The organism is Sphingomonas sp. (assembly GCF_965200105.1).
Taxonomy (GTDB): domain Bacteria; phylum Pseudomonadota; class Alphaproteobacteria; order Sphingomonadales; family Sphingomonadaceae; genus Solisphingomonas.
On sequence record NZ_CBDATN010000002.1, the window covers coordinates 213,854 to 234,739 of the forward strand.

Here is a 20,886-nt window from a genome sequence, read left to right on the forward strand (position 1 = left end):
GGCAATGCCGTTCACCCGCCCTGCCGATCTTCGATCGCGGAGCCGACGGGCTCCCAATCCTGCTTCAGGCTCGATCGATCGCGTAGCCGACATGCGCGCGTAGCGGGTGGCCCAAGGGGAAGAAGGGGTGATCGAAGTCGAGTTCGCGCCGATGCGTCATGCCGATGCGTCGCATCAACCCCCGGCTCGCCACGTTGGCCGGCACGGTGATCGCGACGATGCGCGGGACGTCGAGATGGGACCACCCCCAGGCGAGGCAGGCGAGCGCCGCTTCCCTGGCATAGCCTTGTCCCCAAGCGTCCTCACGCAGCCGCCAGCCGATCTCGACATCGCCGGCGACCGGCCCGACATCGCAGGGTTCCAGGCCGCACAAGCCGAGGACGGCGCCGTCCGCCCTGCGTTCCACCAGCCAGAAGCACAGGCCATGCTCCGCCTGAAGCGCCTGCTTCTCGGCGACGAGCGCCCGGCCGTCATAGGGTTCGCGCACGCCGCCGAGATGCGCCATCACCGCGGGCGTGTTGGTGACGCGGACGAACTCGGGTCCGTCCTCGTCGCGCCACGGCCGGAGGCGTAGCCGCTCGGTCTCGATCATCCGCCGAGCAGCCGCGCGGCAAGCGGCGCGAAATAGGTCAGCACCCCGCTTGCCCCCGCGCGCTTGAACGCGGTCAGCGTCTCCAGTGCCAGCGCGTCGCGGTCGCCCATGCCGGCGGCGGCGGCCGCCTCGATCATCGCATATTCGCCCGAGACCTGGTAGACGAACACGGGCACGGCGAAGCGGTCCTTCACGCGGCGCACGATGTCGAGATAGGGCAGGCCTGGCTTCACCATCACCGTGTCCGCGCCCTCGGCGAGATCGAGCGCCACCTCGCGCAACGCCTCGTCCGAATTGGCGTGATCCATCTGGTAGCCGCGCTTGTCGCCTTTCAGCCGACCGCCCGAGCCCACCGCGTCGCGAAACGGACCGTAGAAGGCGGAGGCGTATTTGGCGGCATAGGCCATGATCTGCACGTTCGGATGCGCCGCCTCCTCAAGCGCGCGGCGGATCGCGCCGACGCGGCCGTCCATCATGTCCGAGGGCGCGATGATGTCGGCGCCGGCGCGCGCCTGCACCAGCGCCTGCTCGGTCAGCACCTGCATCGTCGCGTCGTTCATGACGTAGCCGCGATCGTCGACGAGGCCGTCATGGCCATGCTCGGTATAAGGATCGAGCGCGACGTCGGTGAGCACGCCGACGTCGGGCGCGGCGTCCTTGATCGCGGCGATCGCGCGGCAGATCAGGTTGTAGGGATTAGTCGCCTCGCGCCCGTCGGCCGTCCGCAGATGCTGCGGCGTGTTGGGGAACAGCGCGACGCACGGGATGCCGAGCGCCTGCGCCTCCCTGGCGCGCGCGGCGATGCCGTCCAGCGACCAGCGCGAGACGCCGGGCAGCGTCGCGATCGGCTCCTCGACTTGCGCGCCTTCGGTGACGAACAGCGGCCAGATGAGGTCGGAGGGTGTGAGCACCGTCTCGGCGACGAGCCGGCGCGACCAGGGCGCGACGCGGGTGCGGCGGAGGCGGAGCGCGGGATAGGCGGCGTGATCCATGCCGCGTCCCTACTCCGCCTGTGGCGCCGCCTCCAAGAGAGCGTCGGGCCGTGCCAATGCGAACAGCCGGACTCCGGCCTCCGCCGCGCGTTCCGCTGCCAGCGAGGTGGGCGCCGAGATGGCGGCGATCGCGGGGCAGCCGGCCAGCGCCGCCTTCTCGACGATCTCGTAGGAGAGCCGCGAGGTGACGAGCGCGAAGCCGCCGTCCCAACCCATACTGTCCCGCGCCATGGCGCCGACCAGCTTGTCGAACGCATTGTGGCGGCCGACATCCTCGCGGATCAACCGGACACCGCCTTCGGCCGAACACAGCGCCGCGGCGTGCGCCGCGCCGGTGGCTCGTCCGAGAGGCTGAAGCGCGCGAAGCCCGTTGAGGCTCGCGAAGACGGCGCCGGCCGTCACCGGCGCGCAGACGGGTACGCGAGGGAGCGGGCGAAGCGCCTGCTCCAAATTCTCGATGCCGCACAATCCGCACGACGAGTCGGAAACGCGATGGCGAACGCGCTCGTGCACGCGCCCGGCGACGGCATCCGAGAGCGAGATGCGGAGCAGGACGCCCGCTCCCGCAGGGTGCGCGTCCACCGCCTCGATCTGGCTCGCCTCTTCCGCTAATCGCTCGGCGAGACAGAAGCCGACCGCGAAATCATGCAGGTCGGCGGGCGTCGCCATCATGACGGCATAGCCCACGCCGCCGACCTCGATCGCGACCGGTGCCTCGACGGCCAGCGTCCGGTCGCAATCCTCGCCACCTCCGTCGGGCCGGACCCGACGGAAGCGACGCCCCTGCTCTACCGGAAGAGCAGCCAGAGGATGATGATGACCGGGATCGGAATGCCGATCAGCCACAACAAGATGCCTTTTCCCACGAGGTCCTCCGTCCTTCACTCATCGGCCATAACCGTCACGGCCTCGCAACGGTTCCGCTGGCGGGCCCGGCCGCTTGCCTCGTGCGTTTCGGCGCCGTGACAAACTCGATCCCACGTAGCGCGGCGCTCTTCGTCAACGGCAAGTCGCGCAAGGGACGCCAGCAGTTCAAGAAGGCATGTCGGCTGTTCCGCGAGGCGGGGATTGAACTCGTCGAGGCGCACGCCGTCAAGAAGCCGGCGGACATGCCCCGCCGCGTCGCGGGCGCCGCCAAGCGTGGCGTGCCGATGGTGATCGTCGGCGGCGGCGACGGCACCATGTCCTGTACGGTCGACAAGATCGTCGGCCTGGACACGGTATTCGCCGCACTGCCGCTGGGCACCGCCAACAGCTTCGCGCGCACGCTCGGCCTGCCGCTCGATCTCGCCGGCGCGGTGAAGGCGATCGCGGACGGCGTGCCGAAGCGGATCGATCTCGGCATGATCGACGACGACTATTTCGCCAACTGCGCCACGATCGGCATCGCGCCGCAGATCGCCGAGACGGTGCCGCACGGCCTAAAATCGTGGCTCGGCCGGCCGGGCTACCTGCTGTGGGCGGCACGCCAACTCGCCGCGTTCCGGCCGTTCCGCGTGACGATCGAGCAGGACGGCAAGCGCCAGAGCTTCGAGGCCGTGGAGCTGCGCGTCGCCAATGGCCGCTTCCATGGCGGCGTCGAGCTCGTCGACGATGCCGAACTCACCTCGGGCCGCATCGTCGTGCAGGCGGTGATCGGGCACGGCCGCGCCGGCCTGGTGTGGAGCTGGCTGGCGAGCGTGCTGCGCCTGCCGCAGCGCCACGCGATGACGCGCGAGTTCGAGGGCCGCTCGATCCGCATCGAGACGGTGCCGCCGCTGCCGATCTCGATCGACGGCGAGGTGCTGGCGGAGACGCCCGTCACCGCGAAAGTCGCCGCGCGCGCGATCACCGTCGCGGCGCCGCGCGAGCCGGCGTGACGCGGCCGGCGAGCGTCGTCTCGGTCGCGTTCCGGTGAGGATCGCATCGGAGCCGCCCGTTGCCAGACCGCGCGGGCGCGTGGCAGGGCGAGCGCCGTCATGACCATTATCCACGCCGCGCGATGAGCGCACCCGTCCTCGCCACGGCGCTCGCCGCCGACAGTCCGGAGGCGCGCGCGCGCGCCGCGCACAACCACAGGCTAGCGGACGAGCTGCGCGCGAAGGTCGCCACGGCGGCGCTCGGCGGCAGCGAGCGCGCGCGGGCGAAGCACACCGCGCGCGGCAAGCTGCTGCCGCGCGACCGCGTCGAGCGGCTGCTCGATCCCGGCTCTCCGTTCCTGGAGATCGGCCAGCTCGCGGCGCACGACCTCTACGACGGCGAGATCCCCGGCGCGGGCGTGATCGCGGGCATCGGCCGCGTCTCCGGCCGGCAGGCGATGATCGTCTGCAACGACGCCACCGTGAAGGGCGGCACCTACTACCCGATGACGGTGAAGAAGCATCTCCGCGCGCAGGAGATCGCCGAGGCCAACCGGCTGCCCTGCGTCTATCTGGTCGACAGCGGCGGCGCCAACCTGCCGCACCAGGCCGAGGTGTTCCCCGATCGCGAGCATTTCGGGCGCATCTTCTTCAACCAGGCCAACATGTCGGCCAAGGGCATCGCGCAGATCGCCTGCGTGATGGGGAGCTGCACGGCGGGCGGCGCCTACGTGCCCGCCATGTCCGACGAGACCGTGATCGTGCGCGAGCAGGGCACCATCTTCCTGGGCGGCCCGCCGCTGGTGAAGGCGGCAACGGGCGAGGTGATCTCCGCCGAGGATCTCGGCGGCGGCGATCTCCACGCCCGCAAATCCGGCGTCGCCGACCATCTCGCCGACGACGACGAGCACGCGCTGACGATCGTGCGCGACATCGTCAGCCATCTCGGCCCGAGGCAGGCACCCGACGTCGAGCTGCGCGAGCCGCGCCCGCCGAGGTACGAAGCCGACGACCTCTACGCGATCCTGCCGGACGACGTGCGCGCGCCCTACGACGTGCACGAGGTGATCGCCCGCCTCGTCGACGGCTCCGAGTTCCACGAGTTCAAGCCGCTCTACGGATCGTCGCTGGTCACGGGCTTCGCGCACATCTGGGGAATGCCGGTGGCGATCCTCGCCAACAACGGCATCCTCTTTTCCGAGAGCGCGCAGAAGGGGGCGCACTTCATCGAGCTCGCCTGCCAGCGGCGCGTGCCGCTGCTGTTCCTCCAGAACATCTCGGGCTTCATGGTCGGCGGCAAGTACGAGGCGGAGGGCATCGCCAAGCACGGCGCAAAGCTGGTGACCGCCGTCGCCACCGCCACCGTGCCCAAGATCACGGTGCTGATCGGCGGATCGTTCGGCGCGGGCAATTACGGCATGTGCGGCCGCGCCTACAGCCCACGCTTCCTGTTCACCTGGCCCAACAGCCGGATCTCGGTGATGGGCGGCGAGCAGGCGGCGTCGGTGCTGGCCACCGTCCACCGCGACGCGGAAAGCTGGACGCCCGAGCAGGTGGAGGCGTTCAAGGTCCCGGTGCGCGCCGCCTACGAGGCGGAAGGCAACCCGTACCACGCCACCTCGCGGCTGTGGGACGATGGCGTGATCGATCCCGCGCAGACCCGCGACGTGCTGGGCCTAGCCTTCGCTGCCTGCCTGGAAGCGCCGATCCCCGAGCGCCCGGCGTTCGGCGTGTTCCGGATGTGATCGAGATGAGCGTTTTCCTACAAGCCCGTCCGCAGCTATGATCGTCGTCATGCCCGATCCCGGCTTCTCCCCCACGCCGCACCTCGCGCGGCCTCGGGAGGGGCGTGCCGGAGGGGTGTGTAGTGTCAACTTCGCCGCCTCCGGAGCGATCAAGTGATCGCCTCCCTCCTCATCGCGAACCGCGGCGAGATCGCCTGCCGGATCATCCGCACCGCGCGCCGGCTCGGCATCCGCAGGGTGGCCGTCTACTCCGACGCCGACGCCCGCGCGCTGCACGTCCGGCAGGCCGACGAAGCGGTGCATATCGGCCCGTCGCCTGCGCGCGAGAGCTACCTAGTCGGCGAGCGGATCATCGCGGCCGCGCGTGAGACGGGCGCGGAGGCGATCCACCCCGGCTACGGCTTCCTCTCGGAGAATGCGGAGTTCGCAGAGGAGGTGATCGCCGCCGGCCTCGTCTGGGTCGGCCCCTCCCCCGCCTCGATCCGCGCGATGGGGCTGAAGGATGCCGCCAAGCAACTCATGGCGAAGGCCGGCGTACCGGTGACGCCGGGCTATATGGGTGCCGAACAGGACGCGACCTACCTCGCCGAGCGTGCGGCCGAGACCGGCTACCCCGTGCTCATCAAGGCGGTGGCGGGCGGCGGCGGCAAGGGGATGCGGCAGGTGGAGAGCGCCGAGGCCTTCGCCGACGCGCTCGCCTCGTGCCGACGCGAGGCGGCGGCCTCGTTCGGCAACGACCACGTCCTGATCGAGAAGCTCATCCAGCGCCCGCGCCACATCGAGGTGCAGGTGTTCGGCGACAGCCACGGGAACGTCGTCCACCTGTTCGAGCGCGACTGCTCGCTCCAGCGCCGCCACCAGAAGGTAATCGAGGAGGCCCCTGCCCCCGGCATGGACGAGGCCACGCGGGCGTCGATCTGCGAGGCGGCGGTGCGTGCGGCGAAAGCGGTCGATTATGTCGGCGCGGGCACGATCGAGTTCATCGCCGATGCGTCGGAAGGCCTCCACGCCGATCGCATCTGGTTCATGGAGATGAACACCCGCCTCCAGGTCGAGCATCCCGTCACCGAGGAGATCACCGGCGTCGATCTCGTCGAGTGGCAGCTCCGCGTCGCCTCCGGTGAGCCGCTGCCCAAGCGTCAGGACGAGCTCACGATCGACGGCTGGGCGATGGAGGCCAGGCTCTACGCCGAGGATCCGGCAAAGGGATTCCTGCCGTCGATCGGGCGGCTCGATCATCTCGAACTGCCGAACGGCGCCCGCATCGAGACGGGCGTCGAGGAGCGCGATCAGGTCTCGCCCTTCTACGATCCGATGATCGCCAAGCTCGTGACGCGCGGCGCGACCCGCGAGGAGGCGCGCTCCTCGCTCGCCGACGCCTGCGCCGCCGTCGAGTGCGAGCCGGTCAAGACCAACGCCTGGTTCCTGGCGCGCCTGCTGCGCGAGCCGGAGTTCGGCGCGGGCACGGCGACGACGGGCTTCATCGGCGCGGAGCAGGAGCGGCTGACGGAGGCGCCGGTGCCGTCGGAGGCGCTGCTGCGCTACGCGGCGGATGACGTCGCCTTCGACGATACGCACGTGCCCGGCGGCTGGTCCAATCCCGCGCGCGAGTTCATGCAGGCTCGCTTCGGCTTCCGCCTCAACGCGCCGGCACGCGTGTCAGTGCGCCTGCTCGTCGATCGGAAGCCCGTCGATATCGAGGTCGACGAGCGCGCGCTGATGTACGACCGCCTGCGCGCGTCGGTCGTCGACGGGCGGCAGCACAGCTACTTCGAAGGGGGCGCGACCTTCACCGTCGCGCCTTACCGCAAGGACGGGGGCGCCGGCGGCGGCGCCTCTTCCGGCGCGATCCTCTCCCCCATGCCCGGCCGCATCGTCTCGGTGGAGGTCGCCGCCGGCGACGCGGTGACGAAGGGCCAGAAGCTGCTCACCCTCGAAGCCATGAAGATGGAGCACACGCTCACCGCGCCGTTCGACGGCACCGTCGCCGAGCTGACGGCGGTGGCGGGCGGGCAGGTGCAGGTCGACGCGCTGCTCGCGCGGATCGAGAAGGACGACTGATGGCGGGGCGGCATTTCGACGAATGGCGGGTGGGCGATCGGCTGGAGCACGAGATCCGCCGCACCGTGACCGAGACGGACAACCTGCTGTTCTCGACGATGACGCACAACCCGCAGCCGCTGCACATCGATCTCGAAGCCGCCAAGGCTAGCGAGTTCGGGCAGATCCTCGTCAACGGCACCTTCACCTTCGCGCTGATGGTCGGGCTCACCATCGCCGACACGACGCTCGGCACGCTCGTCGCGAATCTCGGCTACGACAAGCTGGTGATGCCCAAGCCCGTCTTCATCGGCGACACGATGCGCGCCACCAGCGAGGTGACGGAGCTGCGCGAGTCGAAGTCGCGCCCGACCGGCGGCCTCGTCACCTTCACGCACGAGCTTCTCAATCAGCGTGACGAGGTGGTCTGCCGCTGCCTGCGCACCGTGCTGCTCAAGAAGCGTGCCTAAGCGACGACGCCCGCCTCGCGCAGCTCGGCGATCCGCGCGGCGTCGAAGCCGAGCACCTGGCCGAGGATCTCATCGCTATGCTGGCCCAGCATGGGCGGCGCGGCGGGCGGCGGCTGGGGCGCGTCGACGAAGCGGATCGGCCGGTTGACGATCGGCACGCGGCCCAAGGTGGCGTGCTCTACCTCGACGACCATATTGCGCGCCACCGCCTGCGGCTGCGCCAGCGCCTCGCGCACGCCCAGCACCGGCGCATGCGCGACATGATGCTGGGCGAACAGCGCGCACAGCTCGTCCATCGTGTGCCGTTCGGTGTGCGCGGATAGCAGCGCGTTCACCTCCTCGCGATGATCGCGCCGCGCCTGCGTGGTCGCGAAGCGGGGATCGTCGGCCGCTCCGTCCATGCCGAGCGCACGGCAAATGCGGCTCCAGAAGATGTTGGTCAGGCACGCCACGATCACCGAGCCATCCGACGCGGGAAAGGCCCCGTAGGGTACGAGATTGGGATGCTGCGATCCGAACGGGCGCGGATCCTCGCCGGTGAAGAAGGCGAGTTGCGCGATATAGCCGAGCAACCCCATCAGCCCGTCCATCAGGCTGACGTCGATCAGCCGCCCCCTCCCCGTCGTGTGGCGCTCGTGCAAAGCGGCGAGGATCGCGATCGGCCCGTTGATGCCGCCGACCAGATCGCCCATCGGCAGGCCCAGCTTCACCGCGTCGCGGTCAAGTTCGCCGTTAACGCTGAGCACGCCCGACAACGCCTGCGCGACGATGTCGAACGAGGGGCGATCACGCAGCGGCCCGGTCATCCCGAACCCCGAGATCGCGCAGTAGATAAGGCGCGGGTTGATCGCCGAGAGGGTCTCGTACCCGAGGCCCAGCCGATCCATGACGCCGGGGCGATAATTCTCGACGAGAATATCGGCCTTAGCGGCAAGCGCCTTGACGATCGTCACGCCGTCTTCGGTCTTGAGATCGATGACGATGCTCTTCTTGCCGCGATTGTTGCCGAGGAAGTAGTGGCTCTCACCTTCGCGGATCGGGGGGAAGGTGCGTGTCTCGTCCCCGGTCCCGGGCGGCTCGATCTTCCAGACCTCGGCGCCCAGATCCGCGAGCGCCAGGCTCGCGGCGGGGCCGGCGAGGACGCGGCTCAGATCGAGCACGCGGATGCCCGCCAGCGGGCCGGGCCAAGGAACGGTGTCGATCATGCGAACGACTTAGCGACCCCCGCCCCGCGCGCCAAGGCGGCGGGCGGACGTCGCCCGGTCAACCCCGGCTCGCAGCTCCGCCGTCAGGGGCGGCGATCGCGCCGGCTCGCCGCGATGAGCGCAACGCGGCGTCCGGGACGCGATTTGTCGCCGACGCCCGGTTCAGAAGCTGGGCGGGATCGTCCAGGCGGGCGAGCGGACACCGAGGATGCGGCCGAGCGAGGGCGCGATGGAGCGCATGTCGACGATGCCGAGCGCACCCTTTCGGGCCAGCGACGGACCGGCGACGATCAACGTCGAGCGCATCGCCGGCTCGTCGGGCAGGTAGCCGTGCATGCCGCGATAGGTGGAGGGCGATACCACCGGTGCACCGGGATTCTTGCCGCCCTCGAAGCCCGGCCTGAACGCGACGAGGAAGCTTGCTTCCGCCGGCCCACCAAGCGACGCGATCGCGTCTCGGTCGAGCACCCGATCGACGCCGTTCGCTGGATCCCGCGCCACTGCATCGAGCACCCCGCGCACCTCGGCGCGGAGGGCGGCGTTCACCGGGTCGGCGAGGCGGACGGCGACAGTTCCTCCGGCAAGCCACGGCATCGCCCGCCAGCCCGCCACCTTGCCGTCAGGGCCGATCGTGATCAGCCCCGCGCGCACGAACGGCGCGAAGAGGTTCACGTCGTGGGCCACCGGCGCGAAACCGTGATCGGAAACCACCGCTACCGTCACGTCGGGCATCGCCGCGCGCGCCGCGTCGACGAGGACGCCGACCAGCGCGTCCGTGCGCTCAATCGCGGCGTTCGCCTGCACGCTGCCAGGGCCGGACTGATGCTCGACATGGTCGATGCCCGCGAGATAAACGGTCATGAAGCCGGGACGAAAGCGGCGCAGCATCGCGGCGGCGAAGCGCACGCGCGTGGCGTCGCCCGCCACGCTCTCGTCGATGCCCTGCGCATAGGGGCCGAGCGCCGCCTCCAGTGGCGGCAGCAGGCCCGGCGTCGCCAGCGCAGCGAGCAGCTTGCGGTCATCGTCGGTGCCGGTACGCCAGATCTGCGGCAGGTTCTCGTCGACGCCGGCCGCCGCGACGCTCACCGGCCAGTGGACGTTGGCCGTGGCGATGCCACGTTGGTGCGCGACCGACCAGAGTGTCGGCACCTTGATGTCCGAGGCATACCAGTACCAGCCCTGCTGGTTCTTTTGTTCGGGATCGAAGGTGAGATTGTTCGCGATGCCGTGCTCGGCGGGCGCGACCCCCGTCACGAGGGTCGTATGGCTTGGATAGGTGAGCGTCGGTACCACGCCGCGCACGCCAGTGGCGTAGGCCCCCTCGCGCATCAGCGCGGCGAGGCGCGGAAGCTTCATGCCCCGCGCCCTGGCCTCGATCACGTCGCCGGGTCGAAGCCCGTCGAGCGAGATCAGCAGCACCGGGCTCGCCGGCGCCGCCGACGCCGCGATCACCCAGAGAAGGATCGCGAGCCGGCGCATGCGGCGGAGCATCAGAAGCCCTTCCGGAGCGAGACGAACCACTGGCGTGGCGCGCCGGCAAGCAGCGTCTGATAATCGCCGCGGGCGGTGAAGCCGTTGGTCCCGACCGTCGAAATATACTTCTTGTTGGTTAGATTGGTGACGCTGCCCTCAACCGACACGTTCTTGAGCGCGCCTTCGCCCGTGAAGCGATAGCCCAGGCTCGCGTCAACGAGCACACGGCCGGAGACGCTCTGATCGTTCTCGTATGTGAAGAAACGCTTCGACATGTAGTCGGCACCGGCACGGCCGAAGATGTTGCCGTCGTCGTAGACGACCTCACCCTTCAGCATGTTCTTTGGATTGTCGACGACGTACTTGCCCTTCGTCGCGGTGAACAGCGTCTGGACGCCGGTCGTCCGATCCGTCTGGAACACGTCGTCGCGATATTTGGAATGATTGTAGGAGTAGCTCGCGTAGAGCGAGAGCGGCCGGAGGATGCGATAGTTGGCGGTCAGCTCCGCGCCGTAACTATGAACGCTGCCGACGTTCTGGAGCACGCTCGCGAAGCCCTGCGGGCCGAGGCCGACGGTGTACTGGATCAGGCGATTGGCAAAATCGATATAGTAGCCCGCCGCCGACGCCTGAAACGGCCCGCTGTGCACGCGGACGCCACCTTCGTAGGTCTTCGACCGCTCGGGTTTCAACCCGCCGATGTTGTTGAAGCCGAGCTGCGTCGTCGAGAACGGACCTACCGTGGCAGAGGCCTGGAAGGCGCGCATGTTCTCGGCATAGTTGGCGAACAGCTCCGCCATGCTGGCGAGGTGGAACACCGCGCCCGCTTGAGGCTGGAACCAGTCGCGCGCCTCGATGCGGCCTTCGGCCAGCGGCGACGTCGTGTCCGCCTGCCGATGCGCGGTGCTGCGCGAACGCACGCCCTTCCAGCCGCCGTTGAGGATCAGCTTGTCGTCGAGCAGCTTGAGCGTGTCCTGCACATAGTATTGCAGCGTTTCGGTGTCGTACTTGTAGTCCCACACCGTGCTGTATGGGTTGCGCTGGAACGCCAGCGTGTCGCGGTTCGGCGTCGGCGTGTCGCGCATGCCGTAGTAGCGCCGCGCCTGCCGGAACGTGTTGCTCTCATACCAGCCACCAACCTCAAGCCGGTTGGGTCCGGCGTCCCACGCGGCGCTGGTGATCGCGCCGCCGCGATGAATCGAATACTCGGTCGTGCGGAAGCCGATCGTCGCGGGATCGGTGATCGGCGACCCGTCCTGGTCGGGCGCGCCGAACGGCGTCGCCGCGTAAGGCAGCACCCACGATCCCTGACCGCGGTTGGTATGATAGTAGCCGGTGGTCTTGAGCGTGACCGTCGGCGTCAGGTGCGCATCGAAGGTGGCGCCGGCGAGATAGTCGCGGCGCAGGCCACCCGCGTCGAAATAGCTGTCGTCGACCGTGCCATAGGGCGCGGGCAGCGGCTGCCCGGTCTGGTAGTCGCGCGCGAGTTCGATCGCGAGCGGGTAGAGGCTCTTCTTCGTCAGATTGTCGTCCCGCAGCCCGCGCCGGCGGATGATGTCCTTCGACAGATCCTGATAGTCGGTCTCGCGCCGGTCGGAGAAGTTGACGAAGCCCGATATGCTGCCGAGATCGCCGAGATCGGCGGCGACCTTGGCGTTGGCCTGATGCTGGCGCTGCGCCCCCGCGCCTTTCCACTTGTCGGTGTGGAGGAAGGCGTAGCTCAGATAGCCCTTCACGCCCGATTGGCCGAGCAGACCGCTCTCCACCCGCACATAGGCGCGCTCGGTGTCGTCGGCGCCGTAGGTGCCCGACGCCGCGACGTCGGCGCGGTCAGAGGGCGCACGGGTGGAAAACTCGATGGTGCCGCCGAGATTGCTGGTCGACGCGGTGCCGAGCGCCCCGGCGCCCTGCGCCACGTCGATGCGGCCGAGATTCTCGGAAATAACGGCGCGGCTGATGTGAAGGCCGTTGACGTTGCCGTAGCTCATGTCGCCGAGCGGCACGCCGTCGAGCGTGAAGCCGAGCTGGTTCTGGCTGAAGCCGCGCAGCGAGATGCGCACCGCCCACTCATAGGCCCCGAAGGCGTCGGCCGACTGGAAGTTGACGCCAGGCAGCTTCTCGACCGCCTTCAGCGGGCTCGATCCGGGCGTCAGCAGGCCGATATCCTTGGCGGTGACGGACTGCACCTGCCGGCTCTGCCCGAAGCCGAGCACGACGATCGCCCCGTCGTTGGTCTCGTTGCCGGCCTCCGGAGGTGCCGTCGACACGCCTGTCGCGGCCGGCACGGCATCGCTCGTGCTCGTGGTGGTCTGCGCCATCGCGGACGTGGCGTAGGCGAGCGTCGCCGCCCCGGCGAGCAGGTGCGTTGCAATCTTCATGATGATTTCCCCCGACGATCTTCCGAGAGCGCAATGCCGCACGCTCGCGACGACGGGATGACCTTTCGATTGCGCCCGGATGACGCGATCAGGACCATTCGGTGACAGCCGATGTACCCGATGTCAGGGAATCAGCAGCGAGGCGTCCCCGTAGGAGTAGAAACGGTAGCCGTTCTCAATGGCATGGGCGTAGGCCGCCTTCATCCGGTCGAGCCCCATCAGCGCCGCGACCAGCATGAACAGGGTCGAACGAGGCAGGTGGAAGTTGGTGACGAGGCCGTCGACGGCGCGAAAGCGATGGCCGGGAATGATAAAGATCTCAGTATCGCCCTCGAAAGGTGCGATGGTGCCGTCCTCGCGCGCGGCGCTCTCGAGCAGTCGCAGGCTGGTGGTGCCGGCCGCGATCAACCTTCCGCCACGCGCGCGCACGGCATCGAGACGCGCGGCGGTGGCGGCATCGATGCGCCCCCACTCGGCATGCATGGCGTGATCGGTGGTGTCCTCGGCCTTCACTGGCAGGAAGGTGCCCGCGCCGACATGGAGCGTCAGCACCTCGTGCCCGATTCCCGCTTCCGCCAGCGCCGCCATGAGCGCCGGCGTGAAGTGCAGCGATGCGGTGGGGGCAGCGACCGCGCCAGGTCGCGACGCGAACATCGTCTGGTAGTCGTCTGCGTCGGCGGCATCGACGGCGCGACGGCTGGCGATGTAGGGCGGTAGCGGCATCCGCCCCGCGCGCGCGAGCAACGCCTCCACCGGTTCCTCGCCCGCGAAGGTCAGCAGCCAGCTCCCGTCGACCTCACGTCGGGTGGCGGTGGCGCAAACGCCGTCCGCGAAGTCGACGCGGTCGCCTTCGGCGAGCCGCCGCCCGTTGCGGACGAAGGCGCGCCAGGCGCGCGCGCCCTGCCGCTTGTGCAGCGTGGCGCCGATCCGCGCCCTCCCGCGTCGCCCCTCAAGCTGCGCGGGCACGACGCGCGTGTCGTTGAAGACGAGGCAGTCGCCGGCGCGGAGCAGCGCCGGCAGGTCGCGGACGCCACGGTCGGACATGTCCCGCGTCGTCACCGCCAACAGCCGCGCGGAGTCGCGGGGTCGCGCCGGTCTGAGCGCGATGCGATCGGCGGGGAGATCGAAGTCGAAGAGGTCGACGCGCACGGGCGACGCGATCCCGCGTGAGCTACTGCCCGATCGACCCCGCCGGCGGCGCGGCAGGCGCCAGCGTCGACGTGGACGTCGATTGCATCGCCGTCGGCGCTCCGTTGCCGATGGACGCTCGCACGATCCGCGTCGGGTTGGTCGGCGGCTCGCCGCGCTGGATCGCGTCGACATAGGGCATGCCGGAGACGACGCGGCCGAACACGGTATAATGCCGATCGAGCTTCAGGTTCGGCTGCAGCATGACGTAGAATTGGCTGTTCGCCGAATTATCGTCGGCCGCGCGAGCCGCCGCCACCGCGCCGCGCACGTGGGGCAGGTCGTTGAACTCGGCGGGCACGTCGGGCAGGCTTGAGCCGCCTTCGCCGGTGCCCTTGGGATCGCCGCCCTGCGCCATGAAGCCCTCGATGACGCGGTGAAACGTCAGGCCATTGTAGAAGCCCTGGCCGGTCAGCGTCTTCACGCGCTCGACCATCTTCGGCGCGATGTCGGGACGGAGCTGGATGACGACCCGTCCGCCGTCCGACAGATCAAGCTTCCAAGTGTTATCGGCAGTCAGCGCCGGGGGCAGATACTGCGCGACCGTCGTCTGGGTACCAGCGGCCTTGAGCTTGTCCTTGGCAACGGCAGGCGTCGCGAGCGCTGCGGCGAGCGTGGCGAAGGCGATCAGACGAGTGGGGTGCATCGGTGGTTCAGCGATCCGGGTAACGGCTGGGCAGGTGCCCTAACTCAACTGCGCATGATTGCCTAACGCTGAACGCCGGGCGCTATGCGCGCCGCGACGTCGCGCGCAACCGCCTCGGGCACGAAGCGGGATATGTCGCCGCTGTACCGCGCAATCTCCTTGACCAGCCGCGAGGCGATCGGCTGGAGCGCGACATCGGCCATGAGGAACACCGTCTCGACGTCTTCGTCGAGCTGCTGGTTCATGCCCGCCATTTGGTATTCGTACTCGAAGTCGGCGACCGCCCGCAGGCCGCGCACGATGATAGCGGCGCCCACCTCGCGCGCGAAGTGGATGAGCAGGCTGTCGAATGCCACCACCTCGATCCGGGCGCGATCCAGGTGCGCGGTCTCGCGGCGGACCATGTCCAGCCGCTCGGCGAGCGTGAACATCGGCGACTTGGAAGGATTGGTCGTGACGCCGATCACCAGGCGATCGACCAGCCGCGTAGCGCGCGAGATGATGTCCATGTGGCCGAGCGTGACCGGATCGAAGGTGCCGGGATAGAGGCCGGTGCGCGCAGTTGCTGCAGCGGATGCCACGTCAATGGTCTCGCGAGACGACGTAGGCGGCGATCGCGCGCAGCAGGTCGGCCTCCGCGCCGAAGCTCGCAAGGTGGGCGGACGCCTGGTCGACCAGTGCTGCGGCCTGGGCACGCGCGCGCTCGACACCGAGCAGCGAGACGAAGGTCGCCTTGCCCGCACCCGCGTCCTTGCCGGTCGCCTTGCCGACGACGCTCGCATCGCCCTCGACGTCGAGCAGGTCGTCGGCGATCTGGAAGGCGAGGCCGAGATCGCGGGCGTAGGCCCGCAACGGCTTGCGGCCGGCGGCGGGCACGTGGCCCAGGATCGCGCCCGCCTCGACGCAGACGCCGATCAGCGCGCCCGTCTTGAGCTGCTGGAGGCGCGTCGTCGTCGACAGATCGAAGCGCCGCTCCTCGGCGACCAGGTCCATCATCTGGCCGCCCGCCATCCCGCCGGGCCCCGACGCGCGGCCGAGCTCAAAGGCCAGTTCCGCGCGCACGAAGGGATCCGGGTGGGTGTCGGGATCGGCGGCCAGCTCGAAGGCAAGCGCGTGGAGCGAGTCACCCGCCAGCACCGCCACCGCCTCGCCGAACTGCTTGTGCACGGTGGGCTTGCCGCGCCGCATGTCGTCGTCGTCCATGCAAGGCATGTCGTCGTGGATAAGGCTGTAGACGTGGACGCACTCGATTGCGGTGCCGGCACGCAGAGCGCGCTCGCGCTCGACGTTGAACAGCGAGGCGGTGGCGACGACGAGCAGCGGACGAAGCCGCTTGCCGCCGCCGATCGCGGCGTGGCGCATCGCCTCGTAGAGCACCGCGCGGGGATCGTCGGGTACGGCGAGCAGCCGCTCGAACAGGCGATCGACGTCGGTCGCGACGTCGCGCATCGCGTCGGCCAGCGAGAGGGAGGCAGGCTCCGCCACGCGCTCAGTCGTCGTCGAATGGTCGAACGCCGGCGACGCCGCCGTTGGGGCCGAGCTGGATGCGTTCTATCCGGGCCTGCGCCGCCTTGAGCCGCTCCTCGCAACGACCGCGAAGGCGATCACCTTCGGCATAGAGCTCGATCGAGCGCTCGAGCGGCACGTCGCCGGCTTCGAGTTGATGGACGATCGCCTCCAGGCGGCGAAGCGCCTCCTCGAAGCTGAGCGCCGCAACGTCGGCAGGGCTGGAGTCGGAGGACGGGTCGGTCACGCCGCCGCTTTCGATCATCGGTGGCGGCGTGGTCAAGCCGCGCTCACCGCCGGAAAGGATCGACGACGCCCTCGGGCAGGCTGTAGCTCGGGCCGCTGCCTTGCACCGTATCGCTGTCAACATCGACGGTGCGCGCCGCCGCCTCGCGCTGCGCGCGCAACTCCTCGATCAGCGCGGCGCGGTCGCCGGGCAGCCGCTCGTCGACCGGCGCTTCGATGCCCGCGGCCTTCGCCGCCTTGACGATCGCGGCGTCGAGCTCGCGCTGTGAGCAGAGGCCCAGAGTCACCGGATCCTTGGGCGTGATGTTGGCAATGTTCCAGTGGCTGCGATCGCGGATCGCCGAGATGGTGGTGCGCGTCGTACCGATCAGCTTGCCGATCGTGCCGTCGGAGACCTCGGGATGGTTGCGCACGATCCAGGCAATACCGTCCGGTTTGTCTTGCCGCTTCGAGACGGGCGTGTAGCGTGGCCCCTTGGTGCGGCGCTGCTGCTCGGGGCCCTTGAGCATCTGGAGCGTGTAGGAGGGATCGGCCTGCCCCTTGTCGATCTCGGCCTGCGTCAACTCGTGGGCGCGGATCGGATCGCGGCCGGTCAGCTTCACGCCGGCGGCATCGTCGGCGATCGCCTGCACCTCAAGGATGTGCAGCCCGCAGAACTCGGCGATCTGCGCGAAGCTGAGCGAAGTGTTGTCGACCAGCCAGGACGCGGTCGCGTGGGGCATGAGCGGCTGGGCCAAGGTCTGTCTCCGACGGACAAAGAAAGGGCCGCCCCGACGGGGGCGGCCTTGCATGACTTCGATGTAGGCCCCGCCGACATCCGAGGCAAGCTAATCCAAGGTGAGCACGATCTTGCCGACATGATCCCCCGCCTCCATTCGGCGGTGCGCGTCGGCCGCCTGTTCGAGCCGGAAAGTACGATCGATCACCGGCTTCAGCCGTCCCTCCCCGGCGTACGGCCAGGCGACGCGCTCGATCTCCTCGCGCAGCAGCGACTTGAAGACGACGTCGCGCGCTCTCAGCGTCGATCCGGTCAGCGTCAGGCGGCGGCGCATCAGGTCGGGCAACGCGATCGTGGCTTTGGCGCCGCCCAGCACCGCGATGGTGACGTGGCGGCCGTCGTCGCCCAGGCAGGCAAGGTTGCGAGGCACGTAGTCGCCGCCGACCATGTCCAGCACCGCGGCGACGCCAGCGCCGGCGGTGATCCGCTTCACCTCTTCCACGTAATCCGCCGTCTTGTAGTTGATCGCTCGCGCCGCACCGATCTCCAGCGCGCGCGCGCACTTCGCGTCCGATCCGCAGGTCACGATCACCGTCAGATCGAACAGGCGGCCGAGCGTGATCGCCATCGTGCCGATACCCGACGTGCCGCCGTGGACCAGTACCGCGTCGCCTGGGCACGCATAGGCGCGCTCGAACAGGTTGTGCCAGACGGTGAACAGCGTTTCCGGCAGGGCGCCCGCCTCCGTCGGCGTCAGCGCGTCGGGCACCGGCAGGCATTGGCCGGAGGGCGCCGCGCAGAAGTCGGCATAGCCGCCGCCCGCGACGAGCGCACAGACGCTGGTACCGACACGCGACGCATCCGCCCCCTCGCCCGCCGCCACGACAGTGCCGGCAAGCTCGAGCCCTAGGATCGACGTCACGCCGGGCGGCGGCGGGTAGGCACCCTGACGCTGCAGCACCTCGGGCCGGTTGACGCCGGCGGCGGCGACGCGGATCAGATATTCGCCGGCCGCCGGCTCCGGTACCGGCCGCTCGACGATCTTCAGCACCTCGGGTCCGCCGGGCTCGGCCGGATCGATCGCGCGCATCGTGCGTGGCAGCCCGGCCATAAACCTCCTGATTTCTCGGCAATCGGTGATGGGCGTTTATTGACACGGGCTCGCGGACGGTCAACGCTCACCCTTATGGACGTGGACGACAATCTGCCGACGAGGCGCGACGATACGCTTGCCGCGCTCGCTCGGCAGGATCTCGATCCGCTCTCGGTCGCCGAGCTGGAGTCGCGGATCGCCGCGCTGGACGTCGAGATCGACCGCACCCGCGCGCATATTCAACGCGCCGTTAACCATCGCGCAACTGCGGATGCCCTATTCCGGCGATGAGGACAGCCCGCTTCGTTCGAGCGGCACGCACTCTAGCCGGGCGACCGGCGGGCAGCCTTGATCGACGCGGGGCCGCACCCGACATTCGTCGTGCGGCGTCGTTCGATCGGCGCGGCCACAGGAGTCGATGACAATGCCCTCATTCGCCCGCGAGCTGGAGACCACCCTGCACAACGCGCTCGCGGCCGCCTCCGCGCGCCGGCACGAATATGCGACGCTGGAGCATCTTCTCGTCGCGCTGATCGGCGACGAGCATGCCGCGCAGGTGATGTCGGGCTGCGGCGTGGAGCTTGGCGAGCTGCGCGACGCGGTGACGGCGTATCTCGACCAGGAACTCGACGCGCTCAAGACCGAGGCGGAGACCGACCCCTCCCCCACGAGCGGGTTCCAGCGCGTGATCCAGCGCGCGATCCTGCACGTCCAGTCCTCTGGCCGCGAGGAGGTGACGGGCGCCAACGTGCTCGTAGCGCTCTTCTCCGAGCGCGAGAGCTACGCGGTATATTTCCTGCAGCAGCAGGACATGACGAGGTTGGATGCGGTGAGCTTCATCAGCCACGGCATCGGCAAGGGCGGCGGCCAGCAGTCGGAGGCGCGCGAGGTGAAGGGCGAAGACGAGAGCAAACCGCAGAAGCCGGACGCCAAGAAGGCCGACAGCGCGCTCAAGCAGTTCACCGTCAACCTCAACGACAAGGCCAAGGAGGGCAAGGTCGACCCGCTGATCGGCCGCCACGCCGAGGTGGACCGGACGATCCAGATCCTCTGCCGCCGCTCCAAGAACAACCCTCTCTACGTGGGCGATCCCGGCGTCGGCAAGACCGCGATCGCGGAAGGGCTCGCCCGCAAGATCGTCGAGGGCGAGGTGCCCGAGGTGCTGAAGCCCGCCGTCATCTTCTCGCTCGACATGGGCGCGCTGCTTGCCGGCACGCGCTATCGCGGCGACTTCGAGGAGCGGCTGAAGCAGGTCGTCTCCGAGCTGGAGAAGCTGCCCCACGCCGTGCTGTTCATCGACGAGATCCATACCGTGATCGGTGCCGGGGCAACGTCCGGCGGCGCGATGGACGCGTCGAACCTGCTCAAGCCGGCGCTCTCGGGCGGCCATATTCGCTGCATCGGATCGACGACCTACAAGGAGTTCCGCAACCACTTCGAGAAGGACCGCGCGCTTCTCCGCCGATTCCAGAAGATCGACGTCAACGAGCCGTCGGTCGAGGACACGATCAAGATCGTGAACGGCCTGCGCGCCTCGTTTGAAAAGCACCACCAGCTCAAGTACACCACCGACGCGGTCAAGACGGCGGTGGAGCTTTCCGCTCGCTACATCAACGATCGCAAGCTGCCCGACAAGGCGATTGACGTGATCGACGAGGCGGGCGCGATGCAGATGCTGGTGCCCGAGAACCGCCGGAAGAAGGTGATCGGCACGAAGGAGGTGGAGGCGGTGATCGCCACAATGGCACGCATCCCGCCCAAGTCGGTCTCGGCCGACGACAAGACGGTGCTGGCCAGCCTGGAGACCGATCTCAAGCGCGTGGTGTTCGGCCAGGATCTTGCGATCGAGAAGCTGTCGTCCGCGATCAAGCTGTCGCGCGCGGGCCTGCGCGAGCCCAACAAGCCGATCGGCTGCTACCTCTTCTCCGGCCCCACCGGCGTCGGCAAGACGGAGGTCGCGCGCCAGCTCGCCGAGATCCTGGGCATCCCGCTCCAGCGGTTCGACATGTCCGAGTATATGGAGCGCCACTCGGTCAGCCGGCTGATCGGCGCGCCGCCGGGCTATGTCGGCTACGATCAGGGCGGGCTGCTCACCGACGCGGTGGACCAGCAGCCGCACAGCGTGTTGCTGCTCGACGAGATCGAGAAGGCGCACCCGGACCTGTTCAACATCCTCCTGCAGGTGATGGACAACGGCAAGCTCACCGATCACCACGGCAAGACGGTGGATTTCCGCAACTCCATCCTCATCATGACGACCAACGCCGGCGCATCCGACATGGCGCGGGAGAGCCTCGGCTTTGGAAACCTTTCCCGCGAGGGCGAGGACGAGGAGGCGGTGAAGAAGATGTTCACGCCCGAGTTCCGCAACCGCCTCGATGCGATCGTGCCGTTCGGCTACCTGCCGCCGGCGGTGGTGGGCCGCGTGGTCGAGAAGTTCGTGCTCCAGCTCGAGCTTCAGCTCGCCGACCGGGGCGTCCACATCGCGCTGGAGGACGACGCGCGCGACTGGCTGACCGCCAAGGGCTACGACAAGCTCTACGGCGCGCGGCCGATGAGCCGGCTCATTCAGGAGAAGATCAAGCAGCCGCTCGCCGAGGAGTTGCTGTTCGGCAAGCTCGTCAACGGCGGCGAGGTACGCGTGAAACTGAAGGATGACGAGCTCGCCTTCGAGATCACGGCCGCGGCGCCGCGCACCGGCGGCAAGGGAAAGGCGAGGAAGCCGAGGGAGAAGGCGTAGCGCGCCCGCGCTGGTC

At 69.0% G+C, this 20,886-nt stretch carries 19 protein-coding genes; 6 read left to right on the forward strand and 13 right to left on the reverse strand.

Annotation, left to right across the window (positions count from 1 at the left end; translation table 11 throughout):
- Positions 1-64: 64 nt before the first annotated feature.
- From ACOFKX_RS02155 to fdhD, 3 genes are read right to left on the reverse strand one after another with little or no spacing between them, the layout of a single operon-like run.
- The gene (locus tag ACOFKX_RS02155; protein ID WP_419825457.1) at positions 65-592 is read right to left on the reverse strand and encodes a GNAT family N-acetyltransferase; all 528 of its coding nucleotides are present in this window, start codon (positions 590-592) and stop codon (positions 65-67) included.
- Positions 589-1,584 (reverse strand): porphobilinogen synthase, encoded by a 996-nt coding sequence (gene hemB, locus ACOFKX_RS02160; RefSeq protein WP_419825458.1) that lies wholly within the window; start codon positions 1,582-1,584, stop codon positions 589-591. The genes ACOFKX_RS02155 and hemB overlap by 4 nt, the downstream gene beginning before the upstream one ends.
- A gap of 9 nt (positions 1,585-1,593) precedes the next feature.
- Entirely contained in the window at positions 1,594-2,391 is a 798-nt protein-coding gene (gene fdhD, locus ACOFKX_RS02165; protein WP_419827317.1) for a formate dehydrogenase accessory sulfurtransferase FdhD, read from the reverse strand.
- A gap of 140 nt (positions 2,392-2,531) precedes the next feature.
- Between fdhD and ACOFKX_RS02170 the strand changes: the two genes are divergently transcribed.
- The 4 genes from ACOFKX_RS02170 (at position 2,532) to ACOFKX_RS02185 (ending at position 7,677) form a co-directional block, all read left to right on the forward strand.
- Positions 2,532-3,443: a diacylglycerol/lipid kinase family protein gene (locus tag ACOFKX_RS02170; protein ID WP_419825459.1), complete on the forward strand. Its 912-nt coding sequence runs from the start codon at positions 2,532-2,534 to the stop codon at positions 3,441-3,443.
- Positions 3,444-3,565: 122 nt separating this feature from the next.
- Positions 3,566-5,167: a carboxyl transferase domain-containing protein gene (locus ACOFKX_RS02175; protein ID WP_419827318.1), complete on the forward strand. Its 1,602-nt coding sequence runs from the start codon at positions 3,566-3,568 to the stop codon at positions 5,165-5,167.
- Between the two features lie 153 nt (positions 5,168-5,320).
- The gene (locus ACOFKX_RS02180; RefSeq protein WP_419825460.1) at positions 5,321-7,228 is read left to right on the forward strand and encodes an acetyl/propionyl/methylcrotonyl-CoA carboxylase subunit alpha; all 1,908 of its coding nucleotides are present in this window, start codon (positions 5,321-5,323) and stop codon (positions 7,226-7,228) included.
- Positions 7,228-7,677 (forward strand): MaoC family dehydratase, encoded by a 450-nt coding sequence (locus tag ACOFKX_RS02185; RefSeq protein WP_419825461.1) that lies wholly within the window; start codon positions 7,228-7,230, stop codon positions 7,675-7,677. Before ACOFKX_RS02180 ends, ACOFKX_RS02185 begins: the two co-directional genes overlap by 1 nt.
- Here ACOFKX_RS02185 and ACOFKX_RS02190 read toward each other — a convergent pair.
- The 10 genes from ACOFKX_RS02190 to ACOFKX_RS02235 all read right to left on the reverse strand — a co-directional run bounded on the left by ACOFKX_RS02190 (position 7,674) and on the right by ACOFKX_RS02235 (position 18,148).
- The gene (locus tag ACOFKX_RS02190) at positions 7,674-8,882 is read right to left on the reverse strand and encodes a CaiB/BaiF CoA transferase family protein (protein WP_419825462.1); all 1,209 of its coding nucleotides are present in this window, start codon (positions 8,880-8,882) and stop codon (positions 7,674-7,676) included. The genes ACOFKX_RS02185 and ACOFKX_RS02190 overlap by 4 nt on opposite strands.
- Before the next feature lie 162 nt (positions 8,883-9,044).
- The gene (locus ACOFKX_RS02195; RefSeq protein WP_419825463.1) at positions 9,045-10,373 is read right to left on the reverse strand and encodes an alkaline phosphatase family protein; all 1,329 of its coding nucleotides are present in this window, start codon (positions 10,371-10,373) and stop codon (positions 9,045-9,047) included.
- The gene (locus tag ACOFKX_RS02200) at positions 10,373-12,733 is read right to left on the reverse strand and encodes a TonB-dependent receptor (RefSeq protein WP_419825464.1); all 2,361 of its coding nucleotides are present in this window, start codon (positions 12,731-12,733) and stop codon (positions 10,373-10,375) included. Before ACOFKX_RS02200 ends, ACOFKX_RS02195 begins: the two co-directional genes overlap by 1 nt.
- Positions 12,734-12,856: 123 nt before the next feature.
- On the reverse strand, positions 12,857-13,882 hold the full coding sequence (gene queA, locus ACOFKX_RS02205; protein ID WP_419825465.1) for a tRNA preQ1(34) S-adenosylmethionine ribosyltransferase-isomerase QueA: 1,026 nt from the start codon (positions 13,880-13,882) through the stop codon (positions 12,857-12,859).
- Between the two features lie 22 nt (positions 13,883-13,904).
- Complete coding sequence (locus ACOFKX_RS02210; protein WP_419825467.1) at positions 13,905-14,567, reverse strand: peptidylprolyl isomerase; 663 nt, start codon at positions 14,565-14,567, stop codon at positions 13,905-13,907.
- Positions 14,568-14,629: 62 nt separating this feature from the next.
- Positions 14,630-15,148 carry a pantetheine-phosphate adenylyltransferase gene (coaD, locus tag ACOFKX_RS02215; protein WP_419825468.1) on the reverse strand — a complete coding sequence of 173 codons (519 nt, stop codon included), beginning with the start codon at positions 15,146-15,148 and terminating at the stop codon, positions 14,630-14,632.
- Between the two features lies 1 nt (position 15,149).
- Positions 15,150-16,016 (reverse strand): polyprenyl synthetase family protein, encoded by an 867-nt coding sequence (locus ACOFKX_RS02220; RefSeq protein WP_419827319.1) that lies wholly within the window; start codon positions 16,014-16,016, stop codon positions 15,150-15,152.
- 40 nt (positions 16,017-16,056) lie between these two features.
- A complete protein-coding gene (locus ACOFKX_RS02225) occupies positions 16,057-16,320 on the reverse strand; it encodes an exodeoxyribonuclease VII small subunit (protein ID WP_419825469.1) in 264 nt (87 codons plus the stop codon).
- 43 nt (positions 16,321-16,363) lie between these two features.
- On the reverse strand, positions 16,364-17,041 hold the full coding sequence (locus ACOFKX_RS02230; protein WP_419827320.1) for a cell cycle transcriptional regulator TrcR: 678 nt from the start codon (positions 17,039-17,041) through the stop codon (positions 16,364-16,366).
- A 105-nt stretch (positions 17,042-17,146) separates the two neighbouring features.
- Positions 17,147-18,148 carry an NAD(P)H-quinone oxidoreductase gene (locus ACOFKX_RS02235; RefSeq protein ID WP_419825470.1) on the reverse strand — a complete coding sequence of 334 codons (1,002 nt, stop codon included), beginning with the start codon at positions 18,146-18,148 and terminating at the stop codon, positions 17,147-17,149.
- Between the two features lie 75 nt (positions 18,149-18,223).
- Here ACOFKX_RS02235 and ACOFKX_RS02240 point away from each other — a divergent pair, with 75 nt between their 5' ends.
- Complete coding sequence (locus ACOFKX_RS02240) at positions 18,224-18,421, forward strand: DUF1192 domain-containing protein (protein WP_419825471.1); 198 nt, start codon at positions 18,224-18,226, stop codon at positions 18,419-18,421.
- 133 nt (positions 18,422-18,554) lie between these two features.
- Positions 18,555-20,870 (forward strand): ATP-dependent Clp protease ATP-binding subunit ClpA, encoded by a 2,316-nt coding sequence (gene clpA, locus ACOFKX_RS02245; RefSeq protein WP_419825472.1) that lies wholly within the window; start codon positions 18,555-18,557, stop codon positions 20,868-20,870.
- Positions 20,871-20,886 lie beyond the last annotated feature (16 nt).